The organism is Arthrobacter sp. NPDC057013, from assembly GCF_042674585.1.
Lineage (GTDB): Bacteria > Actinomycetota > Actinomycetes > Actinomycetales > Micrococcaceae > Arthrobacter.
Genome location: NZ_JBHUSE010000002.1, coordinates 301,866 through 324,720, shown reverse-complemented (window position 1 = coordinate 324,720; position 22,855 = coordinate 301,866). Strand labels below are relative to the sequence as shown.

Here is a 22,855-nt window from a genome sequence, read left to right as displayed (position 1 = left end):
CGATCCGGACTGTTACGCCTTCTTCCTCCGGATCACCAGCAGTGCACCGATGGCGAGCAGAACCAGGGCCAGGGGCAGCAGTCCAGCGTCGGCGCCGGTGTTGGCGAGCGTCTGCTGTGCGGTGGCCACGTTTCCGTTGCCCATGGTTGCCGTGCTCTCGGCTGCGGAGACGCTAGTGGTCACCGAGCCGGCGGGCAGGATAGCGGCACCCGTCGTGGTCTCGGTGCCGGCGCCCGTAGCGGCTCCGCCCGTGGTGTCGGAGCCGGATCCGTTGCCGTCGGTTCCGGTGGTGCCGGTGCCGTCGGTGCCGTCGGTGCCCGTTCCGGTGCCGTCGGTTCCGGTGGTGCCGGTGCCGTCGGTGCCCGTTCCGGTACCGTCGCTACCCGTTCCGTCACCCGGATCGGAGCCGTTGCCGGTTCCATCACCCGGGTCAGTTGCGGGAGGCGTCGTCACAGTTCCTGTGCCAAGGCCGATGCCCAAGTCGATACCCAGGTCCACCGATGCATCAGTTCCCGTGCCGAGCCCGAGGTCGACGGTGCCTTCAGCGCCGGTTCCCAGGGAACCCGTGTTGCCGAGGTTCACGTCGACCGCGGCTGCTACGTCGGTGGCGGGAACGGTGGTGTCTGTTCCCGTGACTGCGGTGTTGCCGAGGTTGACGTCGAGGGCGGCTGCTACGTCGGTGGCGGGAACGGTGGTGTCTGTTCCCGTGACTGCGGTGTTGCCGAGGTTGACGTCGAGGGCGGCTGCAACGTCTGCGGCCGGCGCGATGCTACCCGTTCCGGTCGTGTTGCCGAGGTTGACGTCTGCAACAGCGGCCACGTTGGCGGCGGGAACGGTGGTGTTAGTTCCCGTGACTGCGGTGTTGCCGAGGTTGACGTCGAGGGCCGCTGCAACGTCGGCGGCCGGAACCGTGGTGTTGGTTCCCGTGACTGCGGTGTTGCCGAGGTTGACGTCTGCAACAGCGGCCACGTTGGCGGCGGGAACGGTGGTGTCTGTTCCCGTGACTGCGGTGTTGCCGAGGTTGACGTCCACCGCGGCTGCCACAGCCGCTGCGGGAGCAGCCGGGGCGGTACCCGCCGCGTTGCCGAGGTTTACGTCCACCACAGCGGTTGCGTCAGCCGCGGGGGTGGCCGCTCCTGTCCCGGTTCCGGTGCTGCCGAGGTTTACGTCGACCAGGGCCGTCGAGGCCGGTGCTACACCGGCAATGCTGCCGTTCGAGGTGCCGCCGTTGAGGTCGAGGTCGGCATTAACGCTGACCGCGGAAGAATTCGACGGCGCTGGGCCACCCAGCAGACCCAGCGACGTCGAAGCATTAAGGTCCGCCGAAGCGGTTTCAGACGCGACGTTGACCGCGCCCGTAGCAGTGGTGTCCGCGGCGCTCGCCGCGGTCGCGCCGAGGGCAAGTAACCCTCCGGCAAAAAGGGTGCCTAGTAGGCCCCTGCGAATTGTCTGGTGCATTGTGATGTCTCCTGAAAAGTTGTTGTCAGGTGCTCATGGCAACCTGATTGGCCGTGTGTCTGCCGCAGGGAGGCAGAAAGGGCCCAACTAGTCAGGAGAGGAGCCGGGGTCGATGGCCACCGGCGAAGGAACGTGCTGAAGGGGTCCGCTGACGGGGACAAAGCCCATGAGCGGCAGGTATTCAAAGGGGCTGTTCAGCCAGGCGGCAGAAGCGGAAGGGCCGGCAGAGGACGTGCCGCTGCCCGAGCCCGAAGCTGGCGATGGAAGAAGTGCCTCGGGCGACGGTGTGTTGTCTCCACGCGAAGGGGAGTCTCCGCCGGCAGGAATCTGCTGAGCAGACCCCCCGCGGTTAACTGCGGCAGCTGTCGGCGCAAGGGCGTGGCTGAAACGGGTCGAGCCACTGGCTGGCTGCGCAGGGCCGGCGGACATCACCGAGGGCCTGCCGACAAAGCCAAGCGGCGCCGCTGGACTTGTGGAAGGTCGCCCCGTGTCGGCTAGGCCAACTGCAGGTAGCCCTTCCGGAACCGCGACAGTGCCCGCCACGACGTCGGCGACAGGCGCCACAATCGGAGCGGTCAGAGGAGGTGTTTGCGTGAGTACATCGGTGACCGGCCCAACGGGAAGCTCAACAGGCAGAGCCTCGGCCACCGGGCTCACGGCGTCCGCTACTGGTTTTACGAACTCGGCAACGGGCTTAGCAACCTCGGCCACCGGCGTAACGACGGCTTCGGCCGTGTCTGTCAGTACTCCATCAGCCACGGAGGCGACGGGATCGGTAACCCCGGCCGCGGTGTCGTCGGGAAGCGCCCCTCCAACGGGTAGTCCGCCGAGGGCCCCGTCAACGGGCTCCACAACGTCCGCCACAACCGGGGCAACGACGGCCACAGGCGTGGTCGCCGCCGGCGTGGAAGGGACAGCAGTCACCGGTGGAGCCGCAATAACGGAAGGCTGTGGGGCCGGCGCGACTGTCGCCGGCAAGGCCGCCGGATCAACGGCTGGAAGAGGCAGGGGTGCTATGGCGGGTGCGGGCTGAGCATCGGCCTGGGCTTCATGGGCCTTGGAGGAGACCAGCGCACCAACGCTCCCCGCCACGCGGTCAGCATTGCCTTCGACGGACGAGACAGCCGAGGAAATACTCCCGCCAAGCGGGTCAGACTGATGGGAATCGGCGTCGGCGGCCGGGGCAGCAACAGCCAGCCAGGCCACAGCAGCGGCGCCTGCCAACAGAACCGGGCGCAGAGGGCGCAGGGCAGACCACGACAAGGCCGCAATGGTCATGCTTAACACCCCCCAGCTCACCGAATCAATCGACGATCGTCTACAGCCTAAGCCTGCCCCAAAGTGAGAGTCCAGACCCGGGGGAATAATTCTTCCGATTCGATGAAGCCCCGAAGAGGTGCTCAGTGCGCATCGTTGGGGTACGCGACACCGAGCTGGGCGCGCACGCCGTCGAACAGCCGCATTGTATTGAGTGAGTCCTCGAGGGGCATGACGGGACTCTCGGTCAGGCCCTGCTGGATGCACCGGGTTACCTCACGAAGTTCGTACGTATAACCCCGTCCCGTCACCTCAAAGTGTTCCGTCCGCGGCGTTTCCTGCCCGATCCCCACCACCAGCTTTTTAGGGTTGTTGATGGAGCCGAGGGTCTGCAGGTACCCCAGGCTGCCGGCAACCGTTGCGGTGCGGGGGCCGTGGGCCAGCAGGGACGAGGTGAGCTGTGCCTGCGCGCCGCGGTGGTAGCCCAGCGTGAGAGCATTCTGGGCGTCCACGCCGTCGTCGTTCAAAGTGCCCATGGCACTGACCGTCTGCGGGAAACCCAGGGTGCCGAGGGCCCACAGCAGCGGGTAGACGGTGATGTCCAGAAGCGCGCCGCCGCCGTCCTGGACGGCCCACAGCCTGGCGGTGGGGGAGTACGGCGCCGGAAAGCCAAGGTCCGCCGTGACCCACTGAACGGTTCCCAGTTCGCCGGAATGTGCGATGTCGAAGGCCCGTTGCATGCTGGGCAGGAAGCGGCTCCAGACGGCCTCCATGAGGAACAGCTTCTTTTCGCGGGCTACGTCGATCAGCTCGGCAGCCTCACGGGCGTTGATGGTGAATGCCTTTTCGCAGAGCACATGCTTGCCTGCCCGGAGCGCAGCCAGCACCACCCGGTGGTGCTGTGCGTGGGGCGTGGACACGTAGACCACGTCCACCGAATCATCGGCGAGGAGCCGCTCATAGCCGTGCTGGCCGCCGTCGTCCCCGTACGCCACTCCAAAGCCGAACTCACCCGCAAAGCCCTCTGCGGTGTGCTGTGCGCGGGAACTCACGGCATATAGTTCGGCGTCTTCCAGAAGCGCCAGGTCCTGCGCCACCAGGGAGGCGATGCGTCCGGTGGCGATGACGCCCCACCGCAGCGGGCGGCCTGTGGCGGCAAGGGGATCCTGGTTGGACTGGCTGAAGAGCCACGGCTTGGCGATCGGTGACGTCATGACGCCATCCTCTCATCCGGGTGGGGAAGCGCTCGATCAAAAGCTGTGAAAAAGGTGAGGGCGCGTTTCGCTCAAAACCTGCGGGAAGTGATAGAGCGTCGGGTTGAAACGTGCGGAAGGTGGGGGAGGGTTTCGCCCAGCCCGCACCTTCCGTGCAAACTACACCGCCGCCGGCTACACCGACGCTGCCTGCGCCGCCGCCGGCTCTCCGGCGCGGCCGTGGACGGGTTCCTCCGTGAGCTTGCCCTGCTGGAGCCGGAAGCGCCTGTCGGTCTTGTTGGCGAGTGAGCGGTCGTGGGTGACCACGAGGATGGTGGTGTTGTGGTTTCGGCTGAGGGAGCTGAGCAGTTCGATGATGTGCTCGCCCGTCTGCTCGTCGAGGTTGCCCGTGGGCTCGTCGGCGAGGATCAGCTTGGGTTCGTTGGCGAGGGCGCGGGCGATGGCCACGCGCTGCTGCTCGCCGCCGGAGAGCCGGTTGATGTGACGGCCGTGCTTGTCCGGGTCGAGCTGCACCTGCTCCAGCAGCGCCCGTGCCCGCTCGGTGCGGACAGACTTCCGCACTCCGGCGAATTCCATGGGCAGCATGACGTTGTCCAGCGCGGAGAGGTTGGGGACCAGGTTGAACTGCTGGAACACGAAGCCGATGTCCCGGCGCCGGTACTCGGTCAGCTTGCCGTCCGGCATGCCCGCCAGGCTCACGCCGTTGACGACGACGTCTCCGCTGGTGGGCTTGTCCAGCGCGCCCAGGAGGGAGAGCAGCGTGCTTTTGCCGCTGCCGCTCTTGCCGACGATGGAGGCCAGCGTGCCCTGATCCAGCTCGAAGGTGACGCCGTTGACCGGCTTGATGGTGCGGTCGCCGGACTTGAACGTGCGGACCAGATCCTTGACTTCAATCATGGCTATTCTCCTCGGAGGACTTCGATGGGGCGGATGCGGGCGGTGAGCAGGGCTGGAACCAGGGCGCCGATGGTGGCGACGCCGAACACTGCCGCGATGCCGGCGGCAAGGATTTCGGGGGACACACTGGCGGTGACGGAGGTCAGCAGCTGGGAGGCGCCGCCGAACGGCCCGCCCTGGCCTCCGGGGAATCCGCCGGCACCGCCGGCGAACCCGCCGCCGCGCCCGGCGGGGGCCGCCGTCGTGCTTGTGCTGGAGCTGACCAGTGCGGAGGCGATGCCCCCGCTGGCGAAGGAGGCGATGACGGCGCCCACAACGCTGCCGAGGGCCACCAGGACCAGGGCCTCGAGCACGAATTGCAGGCCGATGGTGCGGTTTGGTGCACCGATGGCCTTGAGGACACCGATTTCACGGCGGCGCTCGCGGACCAGCATGACCATGATCAGCAGGATGATCAGGCCTGCGGTGCCCAGTGCCGCGATGAACGCCACCAGGGAGATGTTCTTGACGCTGTCCAGGGAGGTGACGGCTGTTTCGAGGTTGCGCTGGCCCTGCGTGACGTCGGCCTTGTCGGTGCCGAGCGCGTTCTGCAGTGCCGTCTTGGCGGCGTCGACGTGCTCCATGCCGTCCACCGTGACGATCATCGTGGACAGTTCGCCGGGCAATTCGGCCAGGGTCTGGGCCGTGGGGAGCGTGAGGTAGAGTGCGTTGTTGCCGAACGCGGTGCCGGCGTCGAACAGCCCGGCGACGGTGAAGGTCCTGCTGTTGATGGTGAAGCTGGAGCCCACCTTAAGGTTGTTCTTTTCGGCGAGGGTGGTGCCCAGCAACGCCTTGGTGGACTCCTTTGTGTAGTCACCCAGGCCGGTGCCCGAGGTCAAGGTCAGTGCCTTGCCGGTGCTGTCCACCTCTGCACCCGTTCCGGTGGCGGTGATGGGAAGGGAACGCGCCGGCTGCGTGGTCCCGGTGGTGCCAATGGTTCCGGTTGTGCCGGTGCTTCCCGTGGTTCCGGTGCTGTCCTGGTTGCGCGCGCCGAGCGTTCCGGCGTCGACGGCCGCGGTGAGGCTGGTGGTCAGCGTGGTGGTGGTCTGGCCGCCGGGGCCGCCCTGCCCGCCGCCGGGGCCGGTCTGGGTGCCGGCTGCCGCCTGCGCGGCGGCTTCGGCCGCGTTGCGCAGCCGCAGTGCTTTGGTTCCGACGACGGCGGTCACGTTCGGTACGCCCGCTGCGGTCGCCGCCTGGTCGGCAGTGAGCGGCTCGCCGCCGCCTTCGAAGCCCTGGCCGCCGGCCGGATTCACCGTCAGCACCGTCCCCACCGAAGCGTTCAGCTCCCGGACTTTGGCCCCGACGGCCTGATTGGCCACCAGCATGGCCAAGGCCAGTCCGATGGCGACCGCCAGCACGGCCACAACCGCGGCGGTTCGGACTTTGTTTCTAAACGCATTGCCTACACTTCGGGCGAGGACGCTCACTGCACTCCTTGGGATCACATGCCGGGGGATTTGGCCGGCCTCGGATCCCACACTGGTGCCCGCTGCTGTGCAGGAAACGGGCCGAACCTATGTTTCCGCTGTGAGGCTTGGATACACGAAAAGTGATAGAGCGTGGGGGCAGGAGTTGCAGGGAGTGAGAGAGCGTGGGGGAAGGAGTTGCAGGGAGTGGGAGAGCGTGGGGTGGCAACGGAAGAGCCCCGGCCCTCCCCGGTGAACTGGTCACTTGCGGGAGGGCCGGGGCCCTGCGGCGTCTGCGGCGTTACTTGGTGATCGGGCCGAGAACCGGATCGTCCACGTAGGCCGTCTTGACGTTGTCCTTGGTCACGATGACCGGCTCCAGCAGGTAGGCGGGAACGGTCTTGACCTTGTTGTTGTAGGACTTGTCGTCGTTGATCTCAGGCGTCTTGCCTGCCTGGATGTCCTTGACCATGACGATCGCGTGCTCAACGAGCTTGCGGGTGTCCTTGTTGATGGTGGAGTACTGCTCGCCGGCCATGATGGACTTGACCGATTCAACCTCGGAGTCCTGCCCGGTAACCACCGGAAGCGGCTTGCCGGCACCCTTCACCGACGTCAGGATGGCGCGGGCCAGGGTGTCGTTGGGGGAGAGGACACCATCGATCGCGGCGCTGGTGTAGGTGCCTGCGAGCAGGGTATCCATGCGCTTCTGGGCGTTCTCTGCCTTCCAGCCCTGGGTCACGGCCTGCTCGAAGGTCTTCTGGCCGGAGAGCACCTTGAGGGTGCCGTCGTCGATCTTCGGCTGCAGGACGCTCATGGCGCCGTCGAAGAAGACCTTGGCGTTGGCATCGTCAGGGGAACCGGCGAAGAGCTCAACGTTGTACGGGCCATTCGGCTTCTTGGCCTTCATGCCGTCCAGCAGCGCCTTGCCCTGCAGCTCGCCTACCTTGAAGTTGTCGTAGGCCACGTAGTAGTCCACGTTCGGGGTGTTCAGCAGCAGCCGGTCGTAGGCGATGATGGTGGCGCCGGCGTCCTTGGCCTGCTTCAGCTGGGTGCCGAGCTGCGCGCCGTCGATCGCGCCGACGATGATGACCTTGTCACCCTTGGTAATCATGGCGCTGATCTGGTTCTGCTGCTCCGAGACGCCGCCATTGGCGAACTGGACGTCCGGCTTGAACCCCGCCTGGCTGAGTCCGTCGTTGAACAGCTTCTCGGCAAGCACCCAGTTCTCGCTGGTCTTCTGCGGAAGCGCGACGCCGATGGCTGAGTCCTTGGGGAAGGCCTCGCCGCCGGAACTGCCGCCGCTCGTTGTGCCGCTGTCTGAACGGCCGCAGGCTGTCAGCGCCAGTGCCGCAATGGCAGCGATTGCTGCCGCCTTTCCTGCCTTACCAATCATTCGCATGTGCTCGATTCACTTTCTATAGGGGTGGGAAATGCATCCGGGGAGCAGCGGTGCTCAGGCTTCCCGGGAGATGGTTTCCTTCGTGGAGGTCACTTCGTCCGGCTGGAGTGCGGTGCCCCCGCTGGGGCGGTTGAAGCTTTGGGTCAGCATGCCGATGATGGAGCGCTTGCCCTGGCTCTTGTTGTAGACGTCGAAGGCGACGGCGACCAGCAGGACCAGGCCCTTGATGATCTGGGTCAGGTCGGCGCCGACGCCCAGGAGCTGCAGGCCGTTGTTGAGCACAGCCATGACCAGGCCACCGACGATCGAGCCGATCACGGTGCCCACGCCGCCGGTGACCGCTGCGCCGCCGATGAACACGGCCGCGATGGCGTCGAGTTCCCAGCCCACGCCGTCGAACGGACCGGACGCGGTGGAGCGGCCGACGAAGATCATGCCGGCGAGGCCGGCCAGGATGGACATGTTCATCATCACCAGGAAGTTGACCTTCTTCGACTGGACGCCGGAGAGCTCGGCCGCGTGGCGGTTGCCGCCCACGGCGTAGATGTGGCGGCCGACGACGGTCTTGGAGGCGATGAAGCCGTAGATGAGCACCAGGACGGCCAGGATCAGGCCCGGGATGGGGAAGGACGTGCCCGGCCGGCCGGTGGCGAACAGGTACGTCGCGTAAAGAATGGCACCGCAGACCAGCACCAGTTTGGTGATCATCACCCAGCCTTCGGGGACTTCGGCGCCGAGGGCCTTGGCGGTGCGGCGCGCGCGGAGCTCGCCGAAGATCACGAACGCGACGGCCAGGAGGCCGAGCAGCAGGGTCAGGTTGTTGTAGCCGGTGCTGGGGCCCACCTCGGGCAGGTAGCCGGATCCGATGTACTGGAAGTCCGCCGGGACGGGGATGGTGTTGGACTTGCCGACGAACTGGTTGAAGCCGCGGAACAGGAGCATGCCGGCCAGCGTCACGATGAACGCGGGGATGCCCACATAGGCGGTCCAGAACCCTTGCCAGGCCCCGATCAGGGCACCCAAGACGAGGCCCAGCAGAATGCCGGCGTACCAGGGAACGTTCCAGTCCTGCATGATCAGGGCCACCGTGACGCCGACGAAAGCAGCCACGGATCCGACCGACAGGTCGATGTGGCCGGCGATGATCACGAGCACCATGCCGATGGCCAGGATCAGGATGTAGGAGTTGCCATTGAAGAGGTTGATCACGTTTCCGGGCGTCAGCGTGCGGCCCGCCGTGGCGAATTGGAAGAAAATGATCAGGGCGACCAGGGCGAAGATCATGCCGAATTGGCGGGTATTGCCGCCAAACAGCTTCTTGAGCGCGTTCATTTTGTCAGTCCTTGTTCTGGAAGGTTCTGGAGTGTTTCCAGAGGGTCAGGCGTTTTTCGGGCGGAAGTCATGAGTTTCATGAGGCTTTCCTGGCTGGCGTCGTCTTTGTCCAGGACTCCGGTGATGGCGCCCTCAAAGATGGTGTAGATCCGGTCAGAGAGGCCGAGCAGTTCGGGCAGCTCGGAGGAGATCACGATGACGCCCTTGCCCTGGTTGGCCAGTTGCTGGATGATCCCGTAGATCTCATACTTGGCGCCGACGTCAATGCCGCGGGTGGGTTCGTCCAGGATCAGCAGGTCCGGGTCCGTGAACATCCACTTCGCCAGGACCACCTTCTGCTGGTTCCCGCCCGACAGCTTGGCCACGCCCTCCTCCACGGACGGCGTCTTGGTCCGCAGGGACTTGCGGTACTGCTCAGCCACGGTGAATTCCTTGTTGGCATCCACGACGAAGCGCTTGCTGATCTTGTGCAGCGCGGCCGAGACGGTGGTGGTCTTGATGTCATCCAGCAGGTTCAGGCCGAGGGATTTCCTGTCCTCCGTGACGTAGCCCAGGCCGGCGTCGATGGCCTGCTTGACGTTCTTCAGCTGGAGTTCCTTGCCGTCCTTGTAGATATGGCCGCTGATGAAGCGGCCATAGGAACGGCCGAACACCGACCGTGCCAGTTCGGTGCGGCCGGCGCCCATCAGCCCGGCGAAGCCGACGATCTCGCCGCGCCGGACAAAGAAGTTGGAGCCCTTGCAGACCAGCCGGTCCTGGACCTGCGGGTGCCCGACGGTCCAGCCCTTGACCTCGAACAGCACGTCGCCGATCTTGGGTTCGTGGTCTGGGAACCGTGACTCCAGGGTGCGGCCCACCATGCCCTTGATGATGCGGTCCTCGTCGACGCCGTCGGCCTTCACATTGAGCGTCTCGATCGACTTGCCGTCGCGGATGATGGTGATGGAGTCCGCGATCTGCTCGATCTCATTGAGCTTGTGGGAAATGATGATGGACGTGATGCCGCGGCCCTTCAGGCCCAGGATCAGGTCCAGCAGGTGCTGGGAGTCGGACTCGTTCAGCGCGGCGGTGGGCTCGTCCAGGATGAGGAGCTTCACGGACTTGTTCAGCGCCTTGGCGATCTCCACCAGCTGCTGCTTGCCGACGCCGATTTCCTTGACGGGAGTGTCAGGGTCCTCCCGCAAACCCACCCGGGCAAGCAGCTCGCGGGTCCGGGTGCGGGCCTCGGCCCAGTCGATCACACCGCGTTTGACCGGTTCGTTGCCCAGGAAGATGTTCTCCGTGATGGAGAGCTCCGGGATGAGCGCCAGCTCCTGGTGGATGATCACGATGCCCGCGTGTTCGCTGGCACGGATGTCCTTGAACTGCTGAACCTCGTTCTGGTACACGATGTCGCCGTTGTAGCTGCCGAAGGGGTACACGCCGGAGAGGACCTTCATGAGCGTGGACTTACCGGCGCCGTTTTCGCCGCAGATCGCGTGGATTTCCCCGGCCTTCACCACCAGGCTCACATCGGACAACGCTTTAACGCCGGGAAATTCCTTGGTGATGGAGCGCATCTCCAGGAGAATCGGCTCGCTCTGCGTGTTGAGGGACGTCATATGCCCTTACGCCTCCAATGTATTGACTTCGTTGTCTTCCCTGCAAACCACAGGGCCGTCTGATGAAAAAAGTAGATGGAGCATGCCATTGTCGTCAAGTCTTTAACGCAACGGCGGGATAACGAAACGCTTACGTGCGCCGGATTCCGGCATGCTGGAAGACCAGTGACGCGGCCCCGAGGGCCTCCGCGCGGTCGTTCAGCGAGGACATTGTCAGGGTGGTGGTCTCACCGATGACGGGCACGGCGTGGCGCACCAGTCCGCGCCGGATGGGATCCAGCAGGATGTCGCCCAGCCCCGCCAGCGGGCCGCCCACCACGATGACTTCGGGGTTGATCAGGTTGGCTACATTTCCCAGCGCCCGGCCCACTGCGAGGCCCGCGTCATCCACCACGCGCAGGGTGGCCGCATCCCTTGCCAGGGCCTTGCGGACGATGTCTTCGGGCGTAAGCGGACGCTCCTCGCCGCGGCTCAGCAGCTCGATCATGGTGGTGGTGGAGGCGATGGTTTCCAGGCACCCCCTGTTGCCGCAGCGGCAGATCAGGCCGTGTTCGTGGATGGTCGCGTGGCCGATTTCCCCGGTGATCCCGACGTTGCCGTAGTACGGGTTGCCATTGAGGATCAGGCCCGCGCCAATACCGGAGCCGATCTTCATAAAAAGCAGGTTGCTGATGCCGCTGTGCGGTCCCCAGGTGACCTCGGACAGGGCGCCCAGATTCGAGTCATTGTCAATGAATATGGGGAACTGGAACGCCTCTTCGAGGCGTTCCTGGATGTCGATGCCCACCCACTCGGGGAGAATCGCCCCCTGTGCCACGGTGCTGGTCCGGCGATCGATGGGGCCGGGGATTCCGACGCCGGCACCCACCACTGCGGTGCGCTCCACCCCGCTGTCCGCCAGCAGTTTGTCGAGCAGGGCGACGGCCGCCTGGATGCCCTGCTCGGCCTGGTGGCCGAGGGGCAGGAGCACGGATTCCTCGGCGATGATGTGGTAACTGAGCGAGGCCAGAACCACCCGCAGGTGCCGTCGGCCGAAGTCGATGCCCACCGCCACGGCGCCGTTGCTGTTGAGCCGGACGTTGAGTGCGCGCCGCCCGGAACTGGTGGTCGGCTCGGTGGAGGCCAGGCCCGAATCCTGCATGATCTTGACGATGTTGGACACTGTCGCGGTGGACAGCCCCGTCTGCCGAGCCAGCTCCGCCTGGGTCGACGGGCCGTTGAGCAGGCATTCAATGATCCGCTGCTGGTTCAGGTGCCGGAGGGCTGATTGCGACCCGGGGTTTTTGGTTCGGCTCCTCGTTGAGCGCGATGGTGAGGGCATGAAATGAACATTGCACCATCGGCGGCCTTGTAGTCAAGAAGTTAACACAAGCTCGCGGCATGCGGAAGGGCGAAGGTGCCGGGCAATCTGTCCCGGGGGCGGCGCGGGGCGGTGCAAATGGACCGGTTCGGACGCCGCCGCCACGGATACGCTGAGTGAAACGGCGTCCGGTGTTGGGCGGACGTCCACGAAGACTTGAGGTGATCACGGTGAAGCTGGCGCTGATGCAGGCGAACTCCAGTGTTTTGGACATTGAACGGAACTGCGCAGCCATCGACCGCGCGGCTCAAACCGCCGCGGAGGCAGGCGCCGCGGTGCTCCTGACCCCCGAGCTTTTCCCGGTGGGCTACGCCCCGCTCCGGGTCAGGGCGGAGCTGGACCCTCAGGCGCTGCCCGGCATCCGGCGCACCCTTGCCGGCATCGCGGCCACGCATCGGGTCGCCCTGGTCTACAGCCTGCCCGCCGTTACGGCCGAGGGGCAGTGGCAGATCACCGCGACGCTCCTGGACAACGGCGGAGACGAACTGCTGACCTACGCCAAGGTCCACCTCTTTGGCCCGGAGGAGCGCAAGGCGTTCAGCCCCGCGGAAGCAGCTCCCGCCGTCGTCGATCTGGGCGGCGTCAAAACCTCGTTGGCCATTTGCTACGACGTGGAATTTCCCGAAACCGTGCGCGCCGCCGCCACGGCCGGGGCCGACCTGCTCCTGGTTCCCACGGCGCTGGCCCACGGCTTCGAATCGGTGCCGCAGGTGCTGCTGCGGGCCCGCGCACTGGAGAGCCAGCTGACCGTGGCCTACGCCAACCACTCCGGGGACGAGGACGGCTGCACCTTCCTCGGCGGAAGCGTCATTGCCGGCCCCGACGGCGAACTGCTCGCCGCCGCGGGTCCAGGCCCGGAACTGCTGTTCGCCGAGGTCAGCGCCGAGGCCGCCCGGCTGGCGAGGGACGCGGTGCCCTACCTGCGCGAACGCCGGCCGGATGTTTACCGCGCCTGGGACGGGACCGGACGGCCTTAGTCGGGGCCGGCCGGCAGCTCGTCCACGTACTGCAGCGCAATCCAGAGTTCGGCCCGGACCTGCGCCTGGTTCAGGTCGCTGTCCAAGAGTTCGGCCACGGCATTGATCTGCCGCCGGACGCTGTTGCGGTGCAGTCCCAGCGCCTTGGCGGTTGCATCCCAGTTCCCGTTCTCGCCAAGCCACGCCCTCAGTACGGACAAATATGCGGTCCGGCGGTCGCTGTCCTGGCTGAGCAGCGGCTCCAACAACCGGCCGGCCAGCATGGTTCCGGCTTCCTGGCCCAGCAGTCCTGCGACCGTCCATGTCACTTCACCCACCCGGGCGCTCTTGCCGGTGCTCTGGACTCTTTGCCGCAGGGCCGTCACCCGCTGGTAGGCGCTGCTCAGGTCGGTGAGCTCGCTGGGGTCGCCGATGACCAGCCGCCAGCCGAGCTTCTCCACGTCAGCCAGCAGTGTGTCGTCCACCTTGAGCCGGGTGATGGCGGCGAAACCGTAGTCAGTGAGCTCCACGAGCTTGGTGTCGAACAGGCGGCGCCATTGCAGCAGCTCCCGCACCGGGCTTTCCGCGGTCCGTCCGGCTGTCTGCCCCACCCTTGTTCCCTGCACGACGCGCAAGGGGCCGGAGCGCGTGGAGGAAGTGCTTTGGGCCAGCAGGTCCCTGAGCCCGTTGATGTGCCGCGCCCCGCCGGCGGCGAGACTGTCCGGGTGAAGCAGCAGGGACGTCGCCAGCTGGCTCGGTGCCAGGGAGCCGCTGGTCCGTTGCCGGACCAGCAGCTCAAGGAGTCCGACCGCGGAGGAGACCACGCTGTTTTGCGCCGGAGTCAGAGGCGCACCAGTGCCCAGCACCAGCGCGCCAAGGTTGGCGTCGCGGGTGCTGCGCAGCGGGTGGCCGAAGACGAGCGCTGATCCAGGCACATTGAACGTATCCATCTCCACCCGCGGCCCGCTGCCACCCAGCAGCCTGTCCAGCAGCGGCTGCAGGGTGGCGGCCTCCACGCCGGAGCCAGCCCGGGCGCGCACCCGCCCGTCCGCGCCGACCAGCATTGCCCAGACGGGGACCCGCTGGACCAGCGCGGCCAGGAGCTCATGTTCGGGCCGGGCGGACAGGACGGCGCGCATCAGCTGCCGGTTCGTGTCCGCGAGGTGGCGGAACACCTTCGCGTTCTCCGACTCCAGGAGCTGGGAGAACTCGAGCCCGATGGCAGCGAACGGGACCGTGCTGGGCACTTTCACCAGGGTCAGGTTGTGGCGGACACAGGCTTCCACCACAGTGTCCGGCACCGCGCTGAAGTACGGTTCCAGGCCAAAGCCCAGGGCCCCCACCCGGGCGTTCACCAGGCGCCCCACGTAGGCGTCAACCCGGGAGGCATCACCCGCGTCGCCAACGAAGGGCAAACCTGCCGTGAGGAGGAATTCGCCGTCGAGCAGGTACGGTGTGGGGTCCTCCAGTTCGCTCGGCTCAACCCACCGCAGCAGTCCCGAACCGTTGCCGCCGTCGTGAAGAACGGTGAGCTCCGGCGGCAGCTTCGCCAGGAACTGTTCCAGGGTGACGACGCTCAGCCGCTCCGCCGCCGCACTGGCTCCCGGGACCGTCCGCGTCCCCGCCTCAGGCGACATCCGGCGCCCCGTCCCCCGGCTCCTCGTAATCCGGGCACTCATTGTGCCTGCGGCAGGCGGTAGGCCCGGGGCAGGCGCGGTGCGATCCTGTTGATGATCTCGTCGCCGTGGCTTCCGATCGCGGCACCCCACTCATCGGCGCTCGCGGCCCCGCTCCGGGGATCGCCGAACAGGACGGCCGTGTCACCAACGCTGACGCCGCCGGGCTCCGGACCCAGATCCACCATGAACTGGTCCATGCAAACCTTGCCGATCACGGGCACCCGTCTACCGCCCAGCTGCACCACGCTCCGGCCGGAAATGCCTTTCGGGATGCCGTCGGCGTAGCCCAGCGGGATCAGCGCGAGGGACCTCGGCTCGTGGGTGATGGCCTGGTGCTCATAGCTGACGCCGGTGCCGGCGGGAACTTTCTTCACCAGCACCACGGGGGCGGTCACCGACAGGGCGGGCCGGAGCCCGTAATCGGCAGGATCCAGGTGGTCCGCCGGGGCGAGGCCATAGATGGCCAGGCCCGCCCGCACCATGTCGAAGGCAAATTCCGGCCGGTCCAGGATGTTCGCCGAACTCGAAACGTGGCGCAGTTGGGGGTCAAGTCCTGCCTCGCGCGCCTGGCCGACGGCCGCCTCGAACGCATCTACCGCGGCCGCGTTTCCCGGGTGGGCGGGAACGTCGGCCCATGCCAGGTGGGTCCAGATGCCGCGCACCACCAGGTGCCCTGCGAGTTCCGCCTCCCGCGCCGCCGCCACCAGACCGGCCCAGTCCTCGGCCCGCGCGCCGCCACGGCTCAGGCCGCTGTCCAGTTCGAGGTGGACGGCCGCGGGCTGCCCCAGGGATCGCGCGATGCCCGCCACGATATCCAGTTGCGTGACGCTGCCCAGGGAGATGTCGACCTCGTGGCTGACTGCCTCGCGGATCGTTTCGCTTGACGCGGTGGCGAGGTACAGCCACGACAGCACCGGTGCAGTGATGCCGGCCTGGCGCAGCGCAAGGGCCTCGGTGAGCTGCGCGGTTCCCAGCCAGTCGGCGCCGGCGGCGAGGGCTGCCCGGGCCACGTCGATCAGGCCGTGGCCGTAACCGTTTCCCTTCACCACGGCCATGAAATGCGGCGCCGGCGTGAGTGCCCGGAGGGCCCGGACGTTGTCTGAAATGGCGGACAGATCAACGCTGACCTGCCCGGAAAGCACCGCTTGGGGGGTGCCTGTCTGTTGTGCATTACGTCTCATGCCAGAACACTATAGGTCATTTTGCACAACGGTGAGATCCGGCTCACACGCCTAGGCTGGAGTCACGGAAAGCCCCCAACTACCCACGAACGGACGTCAACGATGACTGTGCCCACCCAAGCAGGAGAGCGGCCACCGCTGCAGGCCGGCCGGCCCGGACTGGCAGCCCAGCTGCTTCGCCGCAAGCCGATCGGACAGATGGTCCAGGAAGCCGAATCGGGCCATGGCGGAACCCGCCTGGTCCGCAGCTTCGGGGTCGTGCAACTGACGATGATCAGCGTGGGTGCCACCCTCGGCACCGGCATCCTGGTGATCCTGGGTGAGTCAGTGCCGCTGGCCGGACCGGCCATCTGGATCTCGTTCGCCATCGCCGGCCTGGCCGCGCTGCTCTCCGCCGTGTCTTACGCCGAAATGGCCGGACTGGTGCCTGCAGCTGGCTCCAGCTACTCCTACACTTACGCCACCATGGGCGAGGGCATGGCCTGGATCTGCGGCTGGTGCCTGGTACTCGAATACGCGGTTTCCGTCGCGGCGGTGGCGGTGGGCGCCGGCCAGTACGTCAACGAAACGCTGGGCGTCTTCGGACTGGCCCTGCCGGACGGGGTGTCGCAGCCCCCGGGCGACGGCGGCCTGGTCAACGTCCCGGCCATGGCGATCGTGGTGCTTGCCATGGTCCTGCTGGTCCGCGGCGCCAAGGAAAGCGCGTGGATCAACACCGCGATCGTGCTCATCAAGGTGGGCATCCTGGTCTTCTTCTGCGCCGTGGCCTTCACCGCGTTCAACGGTGGCCACTTCGAGCCGCTCCTGCCGATGGGGGCCGCGGGCGTTTCGGCAGCGGCCTCCCGGGTGTTCTTCTCGTACATTGGCTTCGACGCTGCCTCCACCGCGGGCGAGGAAGCCCGCAATCCCAAGCGCGACCTTCCCCGGGCCATCATGCTGTCCATGCTGATCGTCACCACCATTTACGTGCTCGTCTCGGTCGCAGCAATCGGCGCCCGCCCGTGGGGCTGGTTCGACGGCACCGAGGCTGCACTGGTGAAGATCCTGGAGGAAATCACCGGCCAGCCGTGGATCGCGCTGGTGTTCGCCGTCGGCGCTGTGCTCGCCATCGCCAGCATCGTGCTGACCGTCCTCTACGGGCAGACCCGCATCCTGCTGTCCATGTCCCGCGACGGGCTGGTTCCCCGCATCTTTGGCCGCGTCTCCGGCCGCACCGGCACGCCGATGGCCGGAACGCTGATCGTGGGGACCGCCGTCGCCCTCACCGCCGGGCTGGTCCCGCTGGGCGCGCTCGCGGACGCCACCAGCATCGGCACCCTCTTCGCCTTCGCCCTGGTGAACCTGGCGGTCATCCATCTCCGCCGCACCCGGCCCGAGCTCAGGCGGACCTTCCGGGTTCCGCTCTTCCCGCTGACACCGATCCTGGGCGCGCTGATGTGCGTCTACCTGATGGCCAACCTGAGCGCCGAAACGTGGGTGACCTTCGGGATCTGGATGCTCGTGGGAGTGGCCGCGTACTTCGGCTACGGCCGGCGGCACTCGCGGGTGGCCGCATTGGGGCAGGAGGAATACCGTGAACTATCCGGCCGCAACTTTTCCCATGCTCCCGCATCCGCTGAACAGACCATCCCCCACCAGTAAGACAACACACGAGACCACGGAGACAGACCTTCCATGACAACCGCTACCGAACTGCCCGCATCAGACCCGTCCAGCGCCGTCGCCACCGCGCCCGGCCCTGCCGGGGCAGGCGCGCCGGACCAGGCCCCGGTGACCATGCTGAACCCGGACTTCCCGTTCAGCTATGACCACTACCTGTCCCACCCGGACGGACTGGGTACGGTCCCGCCGGAACTGCACGGCACCGAAGTCGCCGTGGTGGGCGCAGGGCTGTCCGGGCTGGTGACGGCCTACGAACTGATGAAGCTCGGGCTGCGTCCGGTGCTCTACGAGGCTGACCAGCTCGGCGGGCGGCTGCGCACAGCCAGCTTCCCCGCGGCCCCGGATGTGGTGGCGGATCTGGGCGGCATGCGGTTCCCGGTTTCCGGCAAGGCGTTCTACCACTATGTGGACCTGCTGGGGCTGGAGACGCAGGACTTCCCCAACCCGCTCGCCCCGGCCACCTCCAGCACCGTGATCGAGCTGGCGGGGCAGAAGCATTACGCCGCCACGTCGGCGGACCTGCCGCCGTTCTTCCGCGAAGTGGCCGACGCCTGGAAAGCGGCCGTGAACGACGGCGCGCAGTTCACCCAGATGCAGGAGGCTATCCGGGCGCGGGACACCGCCCGGATCAAGGAGCTGTGGAACGAGCTTCTGCCCGAGCTCGACGAGGAGACGTTTTACGGCTTCATCGCCGGCAGCCAGGCGTTCCGGAAGGCGGGCTTCGCGCACCGCGAGGCGTTCGGCCAGGTCGGCTTCGGCACCGGCGGCTGGGACACCGACTTCCCCAACTCCATCCTGGAAATCCTCCGCGTCGTCTACACCGACGCCGACGACCAGCACCGGCTCATCGCCGGGGGAGCGCAAAGGCTCCCGGAGGCACTCTGGCGCCACGCGCCGTCGGGCATGGTGCACTGGCCGGACGGGACGTCCCTGGCGTCCCTGCACTCCGGTTCCCCGCGCGGAGCCGTGGAACGGATCAGCCGGGACGGCGACGGCAACCTCCGGATCCGGGAGCGCTGGGGGAGGGAAGCCTCCTACCCGGCCGTGGTCACCACCTGCCAGTCGTGGCTGCTGTCCACCCGGATCCACACCGAGGAGGCGCTGTTCCCGGCGGAGCTGTGGACTGCGATCGAGCGCTCGCACTACATGCAGTCGTCAAAGACGTTCGTGATGGTGGACCGGCCGTTCTGGAAGGACATCGATCCGGAAACCGGCAGGGACGTGCTGTCCATGACGCTCACGGACCGGCTCAACCGCGCCACCTACCTGCTGGACAACGGGCCGGACCAGCCCGCCGTGATCCTGCTGTCCTACACCTGGAACGACGACGCGCTGAAGTGGCTGGCGCTCGACGCCGACGAACGCGTGGAGCTGATGCTGCACTCCCTTGAGCAGATCTACCCCGGCGTGGACATCGCCAGCCACATCGTGGGCCAGCCGATCACCGTTTCCTGGGAGGCCGACCCCAACTTCATGGGCGCCTTCAAGGCGAACCTGCCCGGCCACTACCGCTACCAGCAGCGGCTGTTCACCCACTTCAAGCAGGACAAGCTGCCGGCGGACCAGCGCGGCATCTTCCTCGCCGGCGACGACGTGTCCTTCACCGCCGGCTGGGCCGAGGGCGCCGTGACCACCGGCTTGAACGCAGTATGGGGCGTGGTGAACCACCTCGGCGGCTCATCGGTACCCGGCAACCCGGGCCCGGGAGACCTGCTGGACGAGTTGGGCCCGATCAGCCTGGACTGAGCCGGGCTGGCCGGCGACGTCGGAACGGTGCTGGGACACGCCAACGGTCCGGGGACACCCGACTTCGCGTGTCCCCGGACCGTCTTGGCGTCCTGGCGCCGGATGCGGGTCCTCAGCTCAGCGGTTGTGCCAGTGGAGTTCGCGGTGGGCCCGGGCAAGCTCGCGGTAGCGCGCAGCGTTGCCCTTCACGCCGTCAAACTCCTCATCGGTGAGTTCGCGGCGGACCTTGGCCGGGACCCCGGCCACCAGCGAGCGGGGCGGGACTACCGTCCCTTCCAGCACGACGGCGCCGGCCGCCACGAGCGAGCCGGCGCCGATCACCGCTCCATTGAGGATGGTGGCGCCCATGCCGATGAGGCAGTCGTCCTCGACGGTGCAGCCATGGACGACGGCGCTGTGCCCGACGCTGACGCGCGCCCCGACACTGCAGGGGAAGCCGGGGTCGGCGTGCAGGACCACGTTGTCCTGCAGGTTGCTGCCGGTGCCCACGGTGATGGCGGCGGTATCGGCACGCACGGAGACGCCGTAGAACGCACTGGCGTCCTCGGCGAGAGTGGCGCGGCCGATGACCGACGCCGTCGGCGCAACGAAAACGGAGGGGTGGATGTCCGGCGTGTCACCGGCGAACGGGTAAATGGGAGCCATGCCACAAGCCTAGGACACCGCGGCCCGCTGCCCCGTCGTCAGCAGCTGCTCCCTCCCTTGGAGTTTTTGTCCAGTTGTCACGACTTAAAGAGCCTTTTAGTCGCGACAAGTGAGTGCCGTCATGGCGTCCCGTCTCGGACGTCCGTCAGTGTGCTCCGCCGACGTTCAACACGACGACGCCGGCGACCACCAGCGCGATCCCGAGGACCTTCATCAGGTTCAGTTCCTCGCCGAGGAAGACGGCGCCGATGGCCACGATCGCGACCGTTCCGAGGCCTGACCACAGGGCATACGCCACCCCGACCGGCACGCTCTTGATCACCTGCGACAGGAGTGCGAAGGCGACGCCGTAGGACGCCAGGCACCAGACGCTGGGCCAGAGCCGGCTGAATCCCTCTGTCGATTTCAGGTGGCTGGTGCCCAGGACCTCCGCGGCGATCGCCAGTGCCAGATACACGTAGCCCAAGAAGCTGTCCTTTCCCATTGCGGTGGCCTGGCCTGGCCGGCGTGCTGCCGGCGCTGTGCACCAAAAAACGCGGTGCGCCAAGACCCGGCGCAACCAAAGACCCGGCGCAACCAAAGACGTTGTGCACCCAGACCACTCCCATTCTAGGTGCCCGGAGAACCGTGAAATTACCCGGGAGTCCGCGCGAGCTCCTGGCCGAGGATCCGGGCGCCCTCAGCGAAAGCGCCCGGGTTGGGGCCGGCGTAGTTGAGCCGGATGAACGGCCCCGCCGGCTCGGCGGGGAACCACTCCGTTCCGGCGGCGATGATGACGCCGGCGCGTTCGCAGTTCCGGGCCAGCTGTTCGACGTCAGTCCCGTCGGGAAGGCGTGCCCAGAGGTTCAGCCCGCCCTTGGGGACATTCTCGATGTGGGCCTGCGGTGCGTGCTGGATCAGGCTTGTGAGCAGGAGGTCGCGGCGGGACTGGAGCTGGTGCCGGAGGCTTCGCAGGTGGGTCTGCCAGGCCGGCTGCGTGACCACGTCGAGAGCAGCGGCCTGGAGCAGGCCGCTGACATACATTGACTCGGCTGCCCGGTCCGCCAGGATGCGGTCGCGCGCGGGGCCGCGGGCGATGACGGCGGCCACCCGGACAGCGGGGGAGACGCTCTTGGTCAGGGACCGGAGATACACGACGTGGCCGGAATCATCGCGGGCCGCCACGGGCTGGGGTGTGGTGGTGATACCGAAGTCGTGGGCCCAGTCGTCCTCGAGCAGGAAGGCGCCGTTCTTGCGGACGACGTCCAGCACCGCTTCCGCGCGCCGGCCGTCCCACTGCGCGCCGGTGGGGTTCGCGTAGTTCGGCTGGGCGTAGATCATCCGTGCCCCCGTCTCCTCGAAGGCGCGGGCCAGCTCGTCCGGCTCCGGCCCGCCGGCGCCGCTGGGCACGGGAATGACCCGGACGCCTGCCTGGGCCGCGGCCAGGATGGCCCCCCAGTAAGTCGGGGACTCCACGAGCAGCGGCTGCCCGTGGCCGACGAGCGCCCTGAAGATGGAGCTCAGTCCGCTTTGGCTGCCGGGAAGAACGACGACGTCGCTCGGGGTTGGCGGGGCAACGCCGGCCGGGGTGGAGCTTCCGAGCTCGTGGGCGAACCAGGACTGCAGTTCGGGCAGCCCCGCCGCCGGGGGCCGCGACAGCGCTGCCTCGCCCCGGGCCGCCCGAGTGAGCGCCGCGCGGACCAGCCGCTCGGGCAGGAGCTCGCGGTCCGGGTAGCCCGAATGGAACGCAATGACATCGTTCGGTGCGGTGCGCATTGCAGCGGAGCCTGGCCGAAGCGGCGCCTGCGGTGACCGCAGAGCCGCCGTCTGCCAGCCGTAGTCCGACGGCCGCGCGGTCCGGACGGCGCGCACGAACGTCCCCACGCCTGGCCGGCTCTCGATGACACCCTCCCTCGTCAAGGTCTGCAAGGCCTTCTGAACGGTCACCGGGCTGGCCTGGTACTCCGCGACGAGCGAGCGCGTCGACGGCAGCCTCGACCCGGCCGCCGCGGTGGCGGCCCATTGCCTCAGCCCCGACGCAATCCGGGAACTGCTATCGTGGTTCATGAGAGACAATAGTAGCGCTACTGCTCAAGTGCGCCCAGTGATATCGTCACCGCCCGGATCACCACCGGTTTTACCGGCCCGTAATAACGCAGGAATCTGGTGGGGCCTCGTGGGAGTTGCGGCCTTCTCGTTCACCGTTCCCTTGACCCGCCTGGCGGTCGGGGGGCTGTCGCCGCTGTTTATCGGCTCGGCCCGGGCGGTTGTGGCTGCGGTCCTTGCCGCCGCGGCCCTCATGCTGACGCGGCAGCGCCTGCCCCGCGGCGCGCAGTGGCTGCGCCTGACGGTGGTCGCCGGAGGCGTCGTCGTCGGGTTCCCGATGCTCACGTCCTTCGCACTCACCGCCGCACCGGCCAGCCATGGGGCGGTGGTGATCGCACTGCTCCCGGCGGCAACGGCGACCATGGCGGTGCTCCGCGGCCGTGAGCGTCCGCGAGTAGGGTTTTGGATCGCGACCGGAGCGGGGGCGGTTGCTGCCGTTGCCTTCGCCCTTGCACAGCCCGGCGGCTTCGGCCAGCTGCAGCGGACGGATCTGTTGTTCTTCGGTGCCGTGCTGGCCGCCGCCGTGGGGTACGCCGAAGGCGGTCTGCTGGCCCGCGAGCTTGGCGCGTGGCAGACCATATCCTGGGCCCTCGTCCTGGCCGGGCCCGTGATGGTGCTTCTTGTGGCTGTCTCCGTGTCCCAGCAGCCGCCCGCGGGCACGCCGGTGCAGTGGGCCGCCTTCGCCTACCTCGGCGTCGTCAGCATGTTTCTGGGGTTCTTCGCCTGGTACCACGGCCTTGCCATCGGGCCGATGGCGCAGGTGAGCCAGGTACAGCTCGCCCAGCCGGTGATGAGCATCTGCTGGGCTGCGCTGCTGCTCGGCGAGCAGCTGACGTCGGCCACCGTCGCCGGCGGACTCGCGGTCGTACTCTGCGCCGGCGCCGCCGTCCGCGTCCGGCTCAACCGGCCGCCGGCATCCTAAAGGAGACGGCCGG

At 67.4% G+C, this 22,855-nt stretch carries 18 protein-coding genes; 5 read left to right on the top strand and 13 right to left on the bottom strand.

The window, feature by feature from the left end:
• Positions 1-12 precede the first annotated feature (12 nt).
• Complete coding sequence (locus ACFTSA_RS05430) at positions 13-1,458, bottom strand: hypothetical protein (RefSeq protein WP_377950183.1); 1,446 nt, start codon at positions 1,456-1,458, stop codon at positions 13-15.
• A 588-nt stretch (positions 1,459-2,046) separates the two neighbouring features.
• Between ACFTSA_RS05430 and ACFTSA_RS05425 the strand changes: the two genes are divergently transcribed.
• Positions 2,047-2,280, top strand: coding sequence for a hypothetical protein (locus ACFTSA_RS05425; RefSeq protein ID WP_377950181.1), 234 nt, complete (start codon positions 2,047-2,049; stop codon positions 2,278-2,280).
• Between the two features lie 578 nt (positions 2,281-2,858).
• Here the strand turns inward: ACFTSA_RS05425 and ACFTSA_RS05420 are convergent.
• The 7 genes from ACFTSA_RS05420 to ACFTSA_RS05390 form a co-directional block, all read right to left on the bottom strand.
• The gene (locus tag ACFTSA_RS05420; protein ID WP_377950180.1) at positions 2,859-3,929 is read right to left on the bottom strand and encodes a Gfo/Idh/MocA family protein; all 1,071 of its coding nucleotides are present in this window, start codon (positions 3,927-3,929) and stop codon (positions 2,859-2,861) included.
• A 174-nt stretch (positions 3,930-4,103) separates the two neighbouring features.
• Positions 4,104-4,826, bottom strand: coding sequence for an ABC transporter ATP-binding protein (locus ACFTSA_RS05415; RefSeq protein ID WP_377950179.1), 723 nt, complete (start codon positions 4,824-4,826; stop codon positions 4,104-4,106).
• Between the two features lie 2 nt (positions 4,827-4,828).
• The gene (locus ACFTSA_RS05410; RefSeq protein WP_377950178.1) at positions 4,829-6,292 is read right to left on the bottom strand and encodes an ABC transporter permease; all 1,464 of its coding nucleotides are present in this window, start codon (positions 6,290-6,292) and stop codon (positions 4,829-4,831) included.
• A 280-nt stretch (positions 6,293-6,572) separates the two neighbouring features.
• Positions 6,573-7,673, bottom strand: a complete 1,101-nt coding sequence (locus tag ACFTSA_RS05405; RefSeq protein WP_331571565.1) for a sugar-binding protein — start codon at positions 7,671-7,673, stop codon at positions 6,573-6,575.
• Between the two features lie 54 nt (positions 7,674-7,727).
• Positions 7,728-9,005 carry a multiple monosaccharide ABC transporter permease gene (gene mmsB / locus ACFTSA_RS05400; protein ID WP_377950176.1) on the bottom strand — a complete coding sequence of 426 codons (1,278 nt, stop codon included), beginning with the start codon at positions 9,003-9,005 and terminating at the stop codon, positions 7,728-7,730.
• Entirely contained in the window at positions 9,002-10,606 is a 1,605-nt protein-coding gene (gene mmsA / locus ACFTSA_RS05395) for a multiple monosaccharide ABC transporter ATP-binding protein (RefSeq protein ID WP_377950175.1), read from the bottom strand. Before mmsA ends, mmsB begins: the two co-directional genes overlap by 4 nt.
• Positions 10,607-10,736: 130 nt before the next feature.
• Positions 10,737-11,927, bottom strand: coding sequence for an ROK family transcriptional regulator (locus tag ACFTSA_RS05390; protein ID WP_354262019.1), 1,191 nt, complete (start codon positions 11,925-11,927; stop codon positions 10,737-10,739).
• A 224-nt stretch (positions 11,928-12,151) separates the two neighbouring features.
• Between ACFTSA_RS05390 and ACFTSA_RS05385 the strand changes: the two genes are divergently transcribed.
• The gene (locus ACFTSA_RS05385) at positions 12,152-12,943 is read left to right on the top strand and encodes a nitrilase-related carbon-nitrogen hydrolase (protein ID WP_377950238.1); all 792 of its coding nucleotides are present in this window, start codon (positions 12,152-12,154) and stop codon (positions 12,941-12,943) included.
• On the opposite strand, the gene ACFTSA_RS05380 is transcribed toward ACFTSA_RS05385, so the two are convergent.
• A complete protein-coding gene (locus ACFTSA_RS05380) occupies positions 12,940-14,559 on the bottom strand; it encodes a helix-turn-helix domain-containing protein (RefSeq protein ID WP_377950174.1) in 1,620 nt (539 codons plus the stop codon). The genes ACFTSA_RS05385 and ACFTSA_RS05380 overlap by 4 nt on opposite strands.
• A gap of 38 nt (positions 14,560-14,597) precedes the next feature.
• Positions 14,598-15,782 carry an alanine racemase gene (alr, locus tag ACFTSA_RS05375; protein ID WP_377950173.1) on the bottom strand — a complete coding sequence of 395 codons (1,185 nt, stop codon included), beginning with the start codon at positions 15,780-15,782 and terminating at the stop codon, positions 14,598-14,600.
• A 102-nt stretch (positions 15,783-15,884) separates the two neighbouring features.
• Here alr and ACFTSA_RS05370 point away from each other — a divergent pair, with 102 nt between their 5' ends.
• Both ACFTSA_RS05370 and ACFTSA_RS05365 read left to right on the top strand, forming a co-directional pair.
• Positions 15,885-17,423 carry an amino acid permease gene (locus ACFTSA_RS05370; RefSeq protein ID WP_377950172.1) on the top strand — a complete coding sequence of 513 codons (1,539 nt, stop codon included), beginning with the start codon at positions 15,885-15,887 and terminating at the stop codon, positions 17,421-17,423.
• 33 nt (positions 17,424-17,456) lie between these two features.
• The gene (locus ACFTSA_RS05365; protein ID WP_377950170.1) at positions 17,457-19,190 is read left to right on the top strand and encodes a flavin monoamine oxidase family protein; all 1,734 of its coding nucleotides are present in this window, start codon (positions 17,457-17,459) and stop codon (positions 19,188-19,190) included.
• 117 nt (positions 19,191-19,307) lie between these two features.
• On the opposite strand, the gene ACFTSA_RS05360 is transcribed toward ACFTSA_RS05365, so the two are convergent.
• From ACFTSA_RS05360 to ACFTSA_RS05350, 3 genes are all read right to left on the bottom strand, one after another.
• A complete protein-coding gene (locus ACFTSA_RS05360) occupies positions 19,308-19,835 on the bottom strand; it encodes a gamma carbonic anhydrase family protein (protein WP_377950169.1) in 528 nt (175 codons plus the stop codon).
• Between the two features lie 145 nt (positions 19,836-19,980).
• Entirely contained in the window at positions 19,981-20,319 is a 339-nt protein-coding gene (locus tag ACFTSA_RS05355) for a DMT family transporter (RefSeq protein WP_377950168.1), read from the bottom strand.
• A gap of 149 nt (positions 20,320-20,468) precedes the next feature.
• Complete coding sequence (locus tag ACFTSA_RS05350) at positions 20,469-21,881, bottom strand: PLP-dependent aminotransferase family protein (RefSeq protein WP_377950167.1); 1,413 nt, start codon at positions 21,879-21,881, stop codon at positions 20,469-20,471.
• Here ACFTSA_RS05350 and ACFTSA_RS05345 point away from each other — a divergent pair.
• On the top strand, positions 21,880-22,842 hold the full coding sequence (locus ACFTSA_RS05345) for a DMT family transporter (protein WP_377950166.1): 963 nt from the start codon (positions 21,880-21,882) through the stop codon (positions 22,840-22,842). The genes ACFTSA_RS05350 and ACFTSA_RS05345 overlap by 2 nt on opposite strands.
• Positions 22,843-22,855: the final 13 nt, after the last annotated feature.